The sequence below is a fragment of the Acidimicrobiia bacterium genome (genome assembly GCA_029210695.1).
Lineage (GTDB): Bacteria > Actinomycetota > Acidimicrobiia > Spongiisociales > JAHEDJ01 > JAHEDJ01.
The window spans coordinates 1-13,887 of sequence record JARGFH010000079.1 but is presented as its reverse complement, the minus strand read 5'-3'; the positions used below and the strand labels follow the sequence as shown (position 1 = coordinate 13,887).

Annotated in this window: 14 protein-coding genes; 5 read left to right on the top strand and 9 right to left on the bottom strand. The window is 61.5% G+C overall.

Going from position 1 to position 13,887, the window contains the following annotated elements:
- A partial coding sequence (locus P1T08_16815) for a transposase (protein MDF1597744.1) occupies positions 1-412 on the top strand: 412 nt, incomplete at its 5' end.
- Between the two features lie 312 nt (positions 413-724).
- Here P1T08_16815 and P1T08_16810 read toward each other — a convergent pair.
- From P1T08_16810 to P1T08_16800, 3 genes are all read right to left on the bottom strand, one after another.
- Entirely contained in the window at positions 725-1,585 is an 861-nt protein-coding gene (locus tag P1T08_16810; protein ID MDF1597743.1) for a hypothetical protein, read from the bottom strand.
- 292 nt (positions 1,586-1,877) lie between these two features.
- A complete protein-coding gene (locus P1T08_16805) occupies positions 1,878-2,630 on the bottom strand; it encodes a hypothetical protein (GenBank protein MDF1597742.1) in 753 nt (250 codons plus the stop codon).
- Positions 2,627-3,235: a sigma-70 family RNA polymerase sigma factor gene (locus tag P1T08_16800; GenBank protein ID MDF1597741.1), complete on the bottom strand. Its 609-nt coding sequence runs from the start codon at positions 3,233-3,235 to the stop codon at positions 2,627-2,629. The genes P1T08_16805 and P1T08_16800 overlap by 4 nt, the downstream gene beginning before the upstream one ends.
- 136 nt (positions 3,236-3,371) lie before the next feature.
- On the opposite strand from P1T08_16800, the gene P1T08_16795 reads away from it, so the two are divergent.
- Both P1T08_16795 and P1T08_16790 read left to right on the top strand, forming a co-directional pair.
- Positions 3,372-4,505, top strand: a complete 1,134-nt coding sequence (locus P1T08_16795; GenBank protein ID MDF1597740.1) for an adenine-specific methyltransferase EcoRI family protein — start codon at positions 3,372-3,374, stop codon at positions 4,503-4,505.
- Between the two features lie 64 nt (positions 4,506-4,569).
- Entirely contained in the window at positions 4,570-5,730 is a 1,161-nt protein-coding gene (locus P1T08_16790; protein MDF1597739.1) for a DUF262 domain-containing protein, read from the top strand.
- Positions 5,731-5,765: 35 nt separating this feature from the next.
- On the opposite strand, the gene P1T08_16785 is transcribed toward P1T08_16790, so the two are convergent.
- A complete protein-coding gene (locus tag P1T08_16785; GenBank protein MDF1597738.1) occupies positions 5,766-6,917 on the bottom strand; it encodes a hypothetical protein in 1,152 nt (383 codons plus the stop codon).
- Between the two features lie 67 nt (positions 6,918-6,984).
- Between P1T08_16785 and P1T08_16780 the strand changes: the two genes are divergently transcribed.
- On the top strand, positions 6,985-7,218 hold the full coding sequence (locus P1T08_16780) for a hypothetical protein (protein MDF1597737.1): 234 nt from the start codon (positions 6,985-6,987) through the stop codon (positions 7,216-7,218).
- A gap of 376 nt (positions 7,219-7,594) precedes the next feature.
- Positions 7,595-8,416, top strand: a complete 822-nt coding sequence (locus P1T08_16775; protein MDF1597736.1) for a hypothetical protein — start codon at positions 7,595-7,597, stop codon at positions 8,414-8,416.
- A gap of 314 nt (positions 8,417-8,730) precedes the next feature.
- On the opposite strand, the gene P1T08_16770 is transcribed toward P1T08_16775, so the two are convergent.
- From P1T08_16770 to P1T08_16750, 5 genes are all read right to left on the bottom strand, one after another.
- Positions 8,731-10,194: a hypothetical protein gene (locus P1T08_16770; GenBank protein ID MDF1597735.1), complete on the bottom strand. Its 1,464-nt coding sequence runs from the start codon at positions 10,192-10,194 to the stop codon at positions 8,731-8,733.
- The gene (locus P1T08_16765) at positions 10,191-10,691 is read right to left on the bottom strand and encodes a SigE family RNA polymerase sigma factor (GenBank protein MDF1597734.1); all 501 of its coding nucleotides are present in this window, start codon (positions 10,689-10,691) and stop codon (positions 10,191-10,193) included. Before P1T08_16765 ends, P1T08_16770 begins: the two co-directional genes overlap by 4 nt.
- A 286-nt stretch (positions 10,692-10,977) precedes the next feature.
- Positions 10,978-12,063: a hypothetical protein gene (locus tag P1T08_16760; GenBank protein MDF1597733.1), complete on the bottom strand. Its 1,086-nt coding sequence runs from the start codon at positions 12,061-12,063 to the stop codon at positions 10,978-10,980.
- 184 nt (positions 12,064-12,247) lie between these two features.
- Complete coding sequence (locus P1T08_16755; protein ID MDF1597732.1) at positions 12,248-13,192, bottom strand: hypothetical protein; 945 nt, start codon at positions 13,190-13,192, stop codon at positions 12,248-12,250.
- Position 13,193: 1 nt separating this feature from the next.
- Positions 13,194-13,676 carry a sigma-70 family RNA polymerase sigma factor gene (locus P1T08_16750; protein ID MDF1597731.1) on the bottom strand — a complete coding sequence of 161 codons (483 nt, stop codon included), beginning with the start codon at positions 13,674-13,676 and terminating at the stop codon, positions 13,194-13,196.
- Positions 13,677-13,887 lie beyond the last annotated feature (211 nt).

Below are 13,887 nucleotides of genomic sequence, written 5' to 3'. Positions count from 1 at the left end.
ACTCAAAGCGTCAAAGGCAAACCTGGCCACCGCAGTGGCAGCGTCGGGCACCACCCTTACCGACATCTACGGCGTGGGCCCGGTCGTAGCCGGCCTGGTGATCGGCTACAGCGGCGACATCACCAGGTTCCCCACCCGGCACCACTATGCCACCTACAACGGCACCGCCCCCATCGACGCCTCCTCCGGGTCGAAGAAGCGGCATCGGCTCAACCCGCGAGGCAACCGCATGTTGAACCATGCGCTGCATCTGATCGCGATCACCCAACTCCGCTACCCGGGAACTGAGGGACGCATCTTCTACGAACGTAAACTCGCTGAAGGCAAAACGAAGAAGGAAGCCATCCGGTCACTGAAACGGCGCCTCTCTGACGTCGTCTACCGCCACCTCGTCGCCGACCAAAAGCGTTAGGGCCCGGGGGGCACCCAGGAACGTCTCTGTCGCGTGCGTGTCCGGCGTTGCATCCTGAAGCGCCGGCTCTTCCACAAAGCCACCCCGGGCCAACCCCCAGCCTACGCCCACACCACCGAGCTTGCCGATCCGGCAAGGCACTCCACCGCGCCCAAAACACCCCTTGACAACCAAACAGGCCTCGTTCGGCTCGGATCAGGGGCCCGTTCTTTATGGCGCATATCTGGCGATCTGGACTGCATGGGGGTATCCAGCAGCAAACATCGGAGCGACGACCCTGATCGAGATCTACCGCAGTGCGTCCTATGGCACCTATGCACTTCCGAACGCCTGCCGGTCGAGATCCTCGAGTGTTCCGTCCTTTTCCGCCCGGACCAGTTGGGCTTGGCAGAAGGTTGCCAACTCGGTCAGGGCGATGAGCGCCTTCGTGGAGTTGCGCCGGTTGTCGTATCCGAGATCACGCCCGTGAAGAACACCGTGACGAGGCGGGAACACACCAGATACATCGAGGACCGTGCGTTTCATTGTGGCCCTGCTCGATTCGAATATCGGCTGCAGAATGTCGGGATGACCCGAACTGGATACATCATCGGAGAGACGGTTGGGGTTCAGAAACGGGGAGGAATCGATCACGTCCCGCACCATTCCTTCTGCCTGCGCAAGTGCAACCGGTACCGACGCGTGATACCTCTCTGCGCGATGATCGGCAACCGCCAACTCCACGAGCTCGTGCCGACGTTGACCAACCTGAATTCGTGTTTCGGAGTAGATCGCGACACGCAGAACCCGCAGTGCAGCTGATTCCAACCTGCCGGGTTCGTTCCAGTAGTCCTCCAGGACCTCCTCGGCCGTCCTCTGCTTCCCAGCGTCGAGCAGCTCGGCCGCCTGGTCATAGACCTGCGGGGTCGCGAGATCAGTAATGGCCCACCCAATCTGTGACAGCGGCGCCCACCGCTGATATCCCGTTACCAACGACCTGAGTTCATCGGAGGCAGCGAGCATGCGATCCAACGAATCGGCCGGAGCACCAAGAGCGGCGAGAAGCGACCTCGCCAGCGGATCCTTCAGCACAGATGCAATCTCGATCGATGAGCGAATCGAGCCGTCAGGATCAGCACGCTCGACATGATCGACTGACGCGCTCCCGGATTGACGATGCTCTTGTTCAGCCATCTCAAGTTTCTATTCGAGGCCGCGACCATCACCATTGTCTCATCGCGGCCTCTTCGGCGTGCAACTATCGATAGACATCCGCCAGTTGCGGCCCAGTCCGGCATCATGGAGAGAACAACTGTGAGTGTTCGATCCGCCGGGCAAGAAACGCCGATCCAGCGCTCTCGGCGGAGTGCTCGTTCGTGCAACGTATTTGGTGATCTCGGTCGACCCGGGGCGTCTCGCGGTGACCATGCGCCGAGCCCCCCGGGTACGCGGGGGACTCAGAGCGCTTGCCGGTCCGCTGGTTCGGCTATCCGAGATCCCGGAGGTCTTGGCGGGCGATGACGTTCCCGTCTGTGTCCAGGGCTGTGACGATGATGGCTTCCGGGAAGTGCGGCTCGGGATTGCCGGGAGAGACGTCAACGCCGGGACCGTGGACGAGCTCGAGGAAGTAGCCGTCGGTCTGCACGTTGGTCTGCACGACGCTTCCGTCGTCGAAGGTCACCTCGACGGTGGCAGCCGCGGTGGGGACGTGGCCCAGCACGGTGAGGACCGTTTCTTGTGCGGAGGCTTCTGCTGGGGCTCCGACCCAGATCTCGCCCATGGGGGCGAACTCCCACGTGGCGGTGTTGCACGCGTTCACACCCCCGACGTATTCACCTTGCGAATCGATCTCGACCATGGCGAATCCGCTCGGCGCAGCGTCTGGACCTGGACTGGTGGTCCAGAGTTGGGTGGTGTTCCCGTCGCTTGCATCGGCGGTGGCGACAAGTGTCTCGACGCTGCCGCTGGTGCGGCAATCCATGTAGTCGAGGGTTTCCTTCGCCTGCCAAGGAAACAGCCCCATCGCCCCAGCGGTGCCCGCCACCAGCAGGACAGCGATCACCGACGCCAGGGTTGGGACCAGTCGCACACGAACCCGGGAACTCGAGGTGGACTGGCTGCCGGGGAAGGGTTGTTCGGTTCTGACCGCGGTCATGACACGCTCCTTGATGAGGTCGTGACGTTCCGGCGGTAGTCCGTCATCGGGAAGCATCAGACGACAAAGGTCTGAGTCGTTCATCCTGTGCTCCTTTCCGAATTCGTGGCCGGTGAGTCGTCACCGTCGGGCTTGCGATGAGGGAATGCCCGATCCTCGGTGACGGTTCCCTCGCCGGCATTGAGATGTTTCCGTGCCCGTGAGAGTCGAGACCGCACCGTGCCGACCGGGACCTCGAGAGTCTGAGCAATCTCGTTGTAGCTCAGCTCCTCCCATGCCCACAGCAGCAACACCTCGACCTGCTTGCGGGGCATCCGTTCGAGCTGTGCTCTAAGGACTTCCAGTCGTCGCTGGCCATCGGTTCGATCAGCAACCTCGTCAGCGTGATCCTGGACCGGAGTCGGATGAGGGAGGCGGCCGATGGCACGTCTCCCTCGATCTCGGCTCCGCCAGTGACGTCTCACCAGGTTCGAGGCCACCCCCAACAGCCACGACCGCAGCGAACCGTCAAGAAGTCGCACCCGCTTGCGTTGCCGCCAGGCTTCCAGAAACACCTGCGAAACAACCTCCTCAGCGAGATCGGCATCTCCGGTGCGGCGCCCCCCCCGTGTGATTGAGTGGTGATTATGTCCGCCCCAGAACGGCCTACTTCGGGTACCGTTGGGGGTTGGTGCAGTTCCATTCGGCATCCCCAAGGGACTGCCGCCAGGTGAGGCACGGGCCGACACTGCTGCAGAAAGTCACGCACTCGTACCGCCATATGGGAAGATCTAAGAATGACGAAGCAATGCCACTTACGACTGACAGCTCAGGGGAGAGCCGCTCGTGGCTAACGTGAATCTTTCGAGCGCCAGGAACGCGAAGAACGATGAGTTCTACACGCAGTTCTCTGACATCGAGACGGAGATGAACGCCTATCTCGAGTACGACCCGGATGTGTTCCGTGGCAAGACGGTGCTGCTGCCGTGTGACGACCCCGAGTGGAGCAACTTCACCAAGTACTTCGCACAGAACTTTGAGAAGCTGGGTCTGAAGAAGCTAATCAGCACGAGCTATGCACCGACAGCAGTCGCGTATTCCATGCAACCCACACTCTTTGAGGCTGAAAGCCCCCAGTTCGACCGGGCGAAGACGAAGGCCGACGGAAAGATCTTCACCCTCAGCCGTGACGTGAATAATGACCAGAGGATCGACGTCAACGACTTGGAGTGGCAATACCTCGTGGGCGATGGTGACTTCCGCAGTGACGAGGTCCGTCGTCTTCGAGATGAAGCCGATATGGTCATCACCAACCCCCCGTTCTCACTCTTCCGTGAGTTCTTGGCCTGGATCATGGAAGCAGGCAAGCAGCTTGTCATCGTGGGCAACATGAACGCCATCACATACAAGGAGGTCTTTCCCCTGATCCAGACTGACCGACTGTGGCTTGGAGCTACCGCCAACGGAAGCGACATGGTGTTCGGTGTACCCCCCGGGTCAGAGGTCAAGGCCGCCGATAAGGAAAAAGCCGCTCGTCTCGGCTATGAAGGCGACTACACGCGTCTCGGCAACTCGTGTTGGTTCACGAACCTTGACCATGGCCGCCGTCACCAACCCCTCGCCCTGATGACCCAGGCTGACAACAAGAGATTCAGCAAGCACAAAGAGATCAGGGGGGTCGGCTACAAGAAGTACGACAACTATGACGCGATCGAGGTGCCGTTCACCGACGCCATCCCGAGCGACTACCCAGGTGCGATGGGTGTACCGATCAGCTTCCTCGACAAGTACAACCCCGAGCAGTTCGAGATTCTTGGCATCACCGACCGCGGCAACGAATATGGCCTGAAAACCAAGGAGTACCGAAAGGGCGATGTTCCCAAGCCTGGAGACCTGAACAGGCGTGCCGCGATCAAGATGCCGGATGGCACCTTCAAAGCCACCTACGCACGACTTCTCATCCGACGGAGAACCCAATGAAGAACGGGCGAGTGATCCAGTCGGCCTACCAGCGAATCTTCATCCGCCACCGAAAGGCCGCATGATGGAAACGACACTAACACGCTACACCGTTGAGCAGGTGTCGGAGGGGTTCGTCTACAACGAGTTGGAAGGCAGGGGTCTGTTTGGTCTTGCGGGCAAGTTGACGATCCAGCCGGAGTATCAGCGCAACTACATCTACGCCGATGGCAAGCGTGATGTTGCCGTGGTCGATTCGCTCTTGAAGGGTTATCCGCTGGGGCTCATCTACTTCAACCGTGCAGGCGAGGACCGGCTGGAAGTCCTCGATGGCCAGCAGAGGATCACCAGCTTCGGCCGGTTCGTGACCGACAAGTTTGCCATCACCGATGCCAACGGTATGCAGCAGTATTTCAGCGGTCTGGCCGAGGATCAGCAGACAAAGATCATCGAGTCCGAGATCCTCGTCTACGAATGCAGCGGCACGGAGACCGAAATCAAGCAATGGTTCAAGACGATCAACATTGCCGGGATTCCGCTCAACAACCAAGAGCTCCTCAACGCCATCTACTCAGGCCCGTTCGTGACTGCCGGCAAAGCAGAGTTTTCCAACAGCCAGAACGCCAACATCCAGAAGTGGGGCGCCTACGTGGCGGGCAGCGCGAATCGTCAGGACATCTGGGAGCGCGCGCTCGAGTGGGTGAGCAAGGGCGACGTGGATGACTACATGAGCAAGCACCGCCACAACGACAACATCAGCGAAGTGAAGACCTACTTCAACACCGTGATCGACTGGGTGGCGGGTCTCTTCTTGTCAGTTGAGAATGAGATGTGCGGCTTGGAGTGGGGGCGACTCTACGAGCAGTACCACAAGAGACCCTACGACCCGGCTGCAATCGATGCGGAAGTGAAGAAGCTCTATGGCGACCCTTACGTGCAGAACCGCAGGGGCATCTACGAGTACCTGCTCGGTGGCTCAACCGACACCAAACTTCTCAACGTTCGCGTATTCGACACAGCCACAAGTCGCTCGGTCTACGAGAAGCAGACGACCGAAGCGAAGAAGAGCGGAGAATCCAACTGCCCACTCTGTGCCATCGGTCAGAATGCCAACAAGGCCAAGATCTGGCCCTTCGCTGACATGAACGCAGATCATGTGGCTGCGTGGAGCAAGGACGGTCCCACTGTTGCCTCAAACTGTCAGATGCTCTGCAAGACACACAACCAGGCTAAGGGCAACCGGTAGAGACACCCAGTGCGGGATGAGACTGGTTGACGGCGCTACGCCCGCAAACTCGGATGGCCCGCTTTGTCTCTGATGGTTCCTTGCTTGCCGAGCTTGCCTCCGTTGGAGTCGAGGTGCTTGCGAATGGCTCTGGCGTAGATCAACGGATCGTCACATCGGCTGAGCCGTAGTCGCACCAGCTCTAACAGCCGGTTCGTCCTCTCGGCATTGCGATAGCAGAACGCTCGAGGCTCCATGAACTCTCGCACCCTCGCCAAGTCCTCATCGAGCGCTCCTGTCGAGTGGTGTTGGGGGAGACGCCCGCGCAGTCGCACTTGTTCCCCAATCACCTCTTCGCGTCGCACGATCCAGTCCTCCACGCCGGCGCCGCTCACCTTCTTCTTGAATGCACGCCAACTCTTGGAGCTGTGAAAGCCGTCATTGAGCAGCTCCATCTCAGGGCTTCCGTAAGCGGTGAGACCATAGGGGGCCATTTTCTTGATGACGCTCTCGCGCAGGTGGTGTTCACACCGTTTGATGAACGCATCAGGCCAGACTTTCGATACTGCAGCGATGATGGCAGCGTCTTCGTCACAGATGACCATCTTGGGCTCACCCGGCAAGCTCCGCAGCACGTTCTCCCAGTCCCGTGCCGTTCGAGTTGGCGTTGCGCGCAGCATCCAACACCGCCCCCGCTTGTGTCCCTCGGGGTACCCGTGGGCGCCGAGAACACTGAACGCCCTTGTGGTGTCTCCGGTGCGCTTGTTGGTCACCATGAACCACGTTGCGTCCAAGACGACTGTCTCAGGCCATTCAGTCTCCGTGTACTCACTCACAACAACTGGACCCAGAATCTCAGCCCAGTTGCACACCAGCTGCGCTCCGCCATCAAACCTGTCTCGGAAGTTCCGAGCACGCATCCGGTCGGCAGTCTCGGTATAGGAAACGCCCTGGCCGATCATGACCAGCGCCGCAGCAGCTTGGGCCACGGGAAACTCGTAGCGATGAGCAACGCGGGGCCCTTCGTGACTTGCCACTGTGTTCTCGCAGTGGTCGCACGAATGGCTCTCATTCACAAGCCGGGGTATCACTCCGGCGAACTTGTGGACCGGTCCATCTGTGGGGATGCAACGGAACATCTGGCGCTTGTCGTTGCCTGTTCCGTATGTGCCGTTCTTTACACACGGCTCCCTGGATGTTGGACGCATGAAGGTAGATCCTTCGCACCACTTCCGATCGGTCGTCCCTTAGCCACGCCCACAGCCTACCGGAGGGGTGCGACATAATCACCACTCAATCACACGGGAGGCGGCGCCGCGCAAACCGATAGATCAGATCGGCATGACGGTCGAAGACGCGCTCGAACGCCGCGTGATCACCGCCAACGACCAGCGGCCAATCCCGCGCATCACCACGCACATCGTCGACCACCGAACCTCCCAACAGACGGGCACCGTACCTCACATCACGGGTATGCCCGCAGCACCAGTCCGGGTTCCATCCCCGTGATCCGGTGTTGCGCCACTCTGGGTGGTTCCGCCGCCGCCCGCCGACGTGCCGATCCAGGACGGGTGGGCGATGTGCTCGTTATGGCGCGATATCAGAGTGATCTGTGCGTGGCTGGCATACTGCTTGGATGCGATCAAGCGGCCGTGCCATGTGGCTTACAACGGTTGGTGGTGGCCCATGTCGGGCCTGTGGATTGGAGGGGCAGGTCGTCGCGACGCCGAACCGGTGGGCGCGACTGAGAGGTTGGCTCTTCGATGGTCAGGCACCGTCATCGACGCTGCGCTGCCCAAATGGGCATGAATGGCCCGCAGGATCCTCGGCCTCGCTCTGGGCCAGGGCCGATCGTGGACCGTTGTGGTGGAGCTGGCCGACCCGGGTGATTCGGGTGCTGATACAGCATCGGACCGCGGAGCCGGTGCCGGTGTTCTGGGTGGGTGCGACCGTCGTGGGAGTGATGTTGGGGGTCGTGTTGCGGGTGACTCTCGACTGGTCGTGGCTGCTGGTGACGGTTGTGTGGGTGCTGTTGGTGTGGCTGTTCTTCCTGGCTACGGCGCTGCTTCGGTTGGGCCGGCGCGGATTGTGGATTGATCTTGTCCGCACGGTCAGCCCGACCCGAGCTGAGCGCCTCGAAACCGAGCAACTTATCCGGATGGTGCAGACGGCCCCGGGATCGGTGTATGGACTGGCGGGCTGGGCCGGTCAGCGGTCTTTGGGAGGGCATGGGCAGTCAGGGTCGATGTTGACCCACTTCGAACTCAGGTATGGGGATCCGCCCGACGAACCCCAAATGCGGGTCAACACGATATGGAAACGACCCGACCGACCCGACCGTGAACCTGATCACATCCGCCGAGAGCTGACCCGCGAGCTGTGGTACCGCCAGGCTCCTCGGCCTGAGGATCTGGCACCGGAGGAATTCCATCAATGGGCGATGAAGCGCCGCATCGAAATCGACGGACGACCCGTCCCTAAATGGGCCAGCTCAGGGTTTTTCATCGACGACATTTCACATCCGGCCGAAACCTTCACCTTGGGCGACGATTGGGTGGCGGTAATCGACTTGGACAGCGCCCTTATCGGGTTGCAGTCTCATGGGATCCCAGCGGATCGCGTCTCCCTCACCCAAGTTTCGGATATCACACCCTATGCGGAAGGCAGCAGGCAACTCCGCGACCGACACCTGAATCGCCGTCCGTAGGTCATGCAACCCCCGAGCGCGGAACCTTCGGAGATGACACCCGACTCGAAAGCAGACCACCACACTGAGTAGCGACCGTTCAAGCGGAGCGCGCTCCTCGAAGTGCCGTTCGGGGACGGGTGGTTGTGAGGTGCGTTATGGCGCATATTTGGTGATCGGGTGCGAGCTGTGTCATCGCGGCTCCCCGCTGGTGACGGTGGCTTCCACTGTTAGTAAGACGCGTCGGGAGTGGTTTCCTTTGACACCTTTTTCGGGTTCTCTTGGTCGTTTGCCGGTGACGGACTTTGGGTTCTCGTCCGGTGTCGCGGCTGTCCTTATTCGGTGAGTTGGGTGATCAGTTGGTCGATGCCTTCGATGTCGACCACAACGTCACCTTTCCAGGAGGTGACCGTGGTGCCTGTCATGTCGGGGGCAAACCCCACCAGACCTTCATATCCGGCGCTTTGTTCTGGGGTGGCGATGTGCCAGCCTGGTGGCCAGTCCTGTCCGCCATCAAAGTACGCCGGTATCAGGACTACGGTGGCTTCCAGTGTGTCGCGGCTGATACGGATCAGGGTCGAATCGGGTAGGCCCCCGTCTCCGATCCGTCCGGCATACACGGTGCTCGAGGTCACATAGATCCAGCTTGGAACTGCACTCGGCATCGGATACGCGCGGGCGATCTTCCCAGTTTCGTCCACGAGGAGGATCTCACCGTATTCGGAGGTGCAGATCACCTCGGTCGGGTAGGTCCCCTCGAGGTTACCGAATCCGCATCCGTCAGCCATGGTGGAGTTGATGAGGTCGTCGCTCGGTCGGGCGATCATCCATGTACCGTCCTCGGTGTTCCATTCGACCAAAGGGTCGACCCTGAGGGTGAAAGCGAGGTTGGCCAACTCGGGGACAACCCCGTCACGTTGGGCGTCGGCTTCGGTCTGGCTGGGTGATTGGGCGAGCGACTGGAAAGGGCCACGCTCGGCTTGTTGGAGGACGGTCCCGTCGGCTGCTCGTGCGGTCCATTGGATGACCGGGGAGTTGAACGGGGCTTCCATGAATACGAACCCGCCCCGGGTGCGCTGCCAGTACTCGCCGATCTCATGTGAACAGTTCGTCGTGAGGGGACAATCGGTGGCCTCAAACGTGCTCGTCCCCGACGGTACCGGTCCGATGAAACGGAGCGACCCGGGTGGATCTGGGTCCAGCAAAGGCTCATCCCAGTTCTCGTCACAGAGAACACCGGAGCCTGCGGCGGAGTCGCCGACGATCAGATAACAGGTGCCAACATCGGTGGGAGCCCCCGTCCACCCCGGTGGGACCACGAACAACCGATCGCCGGTACCAAGTACACCCACCGCGACGATCGGTTGGTCGCCCTCGTAGACGCCTATCGCTTCGACGTCCTGGCTCCTCAGAGACGTGATAGGCAGGAGGGGGATCTCGGTGCCCGATGGGAGAGGCGACAGAGGTGCCGGGTCGTCGGGAGCTTGCACCACCCGGGGGTCGCTCGACAGCACCACCCAACCCCCAGTCCAGTCCACCTCCGCCACCGTGGTCGACGGTGCCACCGTGGTCGAGGGTGCCACCGTGGTGTTGGCAATCGGCCGGTCGGGGGTGTTGGGTTGAAGCAGCGCAACACCGCCAATCAGAAAGAGAACTACCGCCGCCCCCCCAACGAACCCCAACACCAACCGGCGTCGCGCACGGGTTCGGGCACCCTCTAGCGGGGGGGCGGTGAGATGAGCTGTCGCCTCACGTAGCTCCCTTGACGTACGTCGGAGCCGGTCCTCAAGTCGATTCATCCCGTCACCTCGTTGAACTCATTCAGCTTCCGACCCAGCCTGGTTCTGGCCCGGCTCAAGTGGGTCTTGACCGTCCCGGCGCTACATCCCAGCACCTCGCCGATCTCGTCAAGGCTCAACTGATCGACGTAATAGAGAGCAACCGACTGCGCCTGCCGCTTCGGTAACTGCGACACCGCCTTCCACACCTCACTGGACTCCGGCTCGATTGCGCTCACCCACCCCGGGTCGACCCGCCCAGAAAGACGCATGACGGCCCGCCACTCGGCCGACCGCCGCCGCAGCGAAGACGTCGCCCGGTTCACCAGCACCCGCCGCACCCAAGCGCGCGGGTTCTCATACCTCGAGACCCGATCCCACTGTCGATAGGTCGCCAAAAACGTTTCCTGTACGACGTCCTCAGCGACAAGGCCACCGCCCAATAGAGCGTGCGCCACCGCCACTGCCCGCGGGTACTCACTGGCGTAGAAAGCATCAAACCCCTCGATCCGGGGCATCGCTGGGATGTTTTCGCTCACAACCACCCTTGCTGATCTTCGTACCGTTTCCACACCACTATCACGCATCACACGGCATGACGGTGTACAAGAATCTCAAACAATGCGAAGAGCGGCCCACCGCCGACAACACTCCACGCACCGTGGTCGGACGGTACTCAGATACCCGAGCGCAGTGGTGCCGTCCGGGTGCGGTCCGCGAAGTGTTTGATATGGCGCATAGCGGGTGATCGGAGCGCATGGGGATCTGCTGACTCGTCGACGCTTCCTGGACGTTGCTGTTCGGTCATGGTGTTGGGTCTAGGGCGGCTCCGTCGTTGCTTGGCGGGGTGAAGGCGTGACCGTTCCATCCTCCCCATACGATGACGGCCTGCCCGGTCCATCCGAGGGTTAAGAAGAATCGGCGGTCGGCACTTGGGTACGGTGGGAGGGTTTGCCAGGTTGCCGTGTTGGGTTGGTAGGTGAGGGCGGTGCCGTCCTGATTCCAGAGGAGTGCCCGGTCACCTATCCATAACGCACGGTACAGATCGGATGTGGCTGGCGCTGGAGGGTCGGGAAGCTGCAGCCAGAAGTCTGTCTGCGGATCGTACGCCTCTCCGACCAGGCACCGCCGGGTGCACTCGTCTTGACTCCAGAAGAGGATCTGGTCGCCATCCCATACCGCCACTGCTGAGCTTTGGAGGTCGCCCGACGTCGGAAGAGTCCGCCAGGTGTCGGTGGCGGGGTTGTAGGCGGCACCGTCGGTGAGGTCCTCGACACAGGTGGAGTCTTTCCCGGCGCAGCTTCCCCGGCCTCCCCAGATGATCATCTCTTCCCCCGTCCAGACCGTCTGGTGTCCGGTTCGCGGGGCGATGGGCGATTCCCGAATTGCACGCCACCTGTCGGTTGTTGGGTCGTAGGCGGCGCCGAGGGTGGGACCGGCGAGCATGTCGCCGGAGTTGCCGCCCCAGATGATCAGGTCGGTTCCTGTCCAGAGGAGCGTATAGCCCTCCCGTACGGCGCCGGGCCCGCCTTCGATGACCCGCCAGGTGTCCGCAGCTGGCTGATAGGCGGCCATTACGGCTGGACCGTCGGGGACACGATCGGTCCGTACGATCATCTCTTGGCCGGTCCAGACCGCATCCGCTGGCCCCGCCAGATCCGAAGGTGCCGGAGACAGAGACCGCCACGTGTCGCTGGCCGGGTTGTAGGCGGCTCCGTCGGTGAGATCGACCAGAGTGTCACCCGACCGATAGATTCCACCCCAGATCACCAGCTGATCGCCGGTCCACGCTGATCCGTGCGCATACCGGCCCTCGAGTGGAGAAGAAGCGATCCGTCGCCACGGATCCTCAGCACGAGTCGTTGTTGTGGTCGGCGTCTCGGGCATCATTGTGGCTGTGGAGGAAGTCCCCACCGATGATGTAGTTGCCGCGGTCGATTGTGTAGTTGACGATTGGTACGGGGCAGTGGTCGCAGTCTCGGCGCCGTTGCCACAGGCCGCAAGTACCAATGCGGACGCTGCGATGAGTCCGACCACTGGCGAGCTGGCGCGGCCAACTATGGCCGGTCGGCGACTATCCCGTCTGCTTGGTGTATCCGGTGACATCGAAGAGTTCATCATCCACCTCGATCCATTCCTCGACGAGAACAGTGATCCGCACGGTGCCCCTTACCATCGGGCCATCGATGGAGTTGGCTGTTTCGAGGAGTTGATAGGTATCCGGGTCGAACTTGAGGTCGGCTACCTGGCGCTCGCCCAGCACATCCTCTAGGGACACCTCCAGTACCAGCACGCGACGGCCGGTGGCATCTACGTGCTCGCCCGCAAGCAGCTCGACCGCTTCGAAACCCCGCAGCGTCTCGAAAGCAGCTGCCCGCTCGACCAGATCCGCTTCCGGATCAGATACAGCGTTGAGGGCATCTAGCAGTGCCAGATTGGCCGGGTCGGGTGGTTCAGTGGGTCCCCCCCTCATTGAACACCCCACTGACCGGAACGGCGACTCGGCGCCTCGCTGCCAGATCTCGACGCCGCCCAGGTCGATCCAATCAGAGGATGTCCCATCCGGGTAGATGGTATGGCCGCGGGTCCGGTTACCCGCCGGGTCGAACCAGGACTCGGTGCCGTAGCGGGGCTCTCCACCCTCACCGCCACCGATCCTCACCGTTCCTCCCTCACAAGTAGGTTCCAGGTTCCGTTCGAAATCAACCACCTGGTGCAGCATCATCCCCGGAACGGGTGTAGCCGATTGGACAGCCGCGGCTTCCGCTTGCTCCAACACCGCCGCCGCTGATGGCGCAGCAGGAGGAATCAGCAAGCTAACCAACACCACCGTCACGGCCACCGCCGCTGCTCCCACGGGAACCCACCAGCTCCTCGTGAAAGACCGGCGGCGGAACTGACCCGGCTCGGTGTCGGGCTCGGTCTCCAGCGCTAGTTGCAGCCGTTCGACCATCAGGTCAGGTCCGACGCGGGTGCCGCGTGTTGCCAAGAACTCGAATGCCGAACGATCCTGTTCCATCTCACACCTCCTCGGCGAACGCAGCCCTCAACCGTCGGCGGGCTCGCGACGCCACCATCCGGGCGGCGCTGTCGCTCAGGCCCAACAGGTTTGCGATTTCCTGATACGAATATCCCTCCACGTCATGCATGAAGAGCACCGCCCTGGCCCTCGGCTCCAGGTGCAGCAGATCAGCAACATCCGACGGGAATACCGGGTCAACACCAGACGGAGACGATGCTGCCAACCTCGCCAACGCTCGTCGCCGGCGACCTAACCGGCGACGATGATCCGCTGCCAGATTCACCACCACCCGCCTCAAATACGCACCTGGGTTCTCCAAACCTGACAGCGCGCCATGGCGTAGCACGCGCAGAAAGGCCTCCTGGACAAGGTCATCCGGATCCACCTCCAACGGACCGACAACACCTGCAAACCGGCGCAGCGGCTCATACACTTCCGTGACGACCGCTGTCTCCTCCTCGCCAAGACCTCTCAACGACATGACCTCCGCTGATGGCAAACCTGTCCGACCCATCTCACACTAAAGACGCCGCACGTCACTGATTCGCAACCGGGCCACCAAGAAACCGGCGACTTGCCAGCACTGCCCCACTTGGAGGAGCGACGTAGACCGCACAGATCACCCACCGCCCAGAGCGATATCGAGCATTCACCATCGCCCTCGATCCGGCATTCTGGATCTGTTCCCAGAT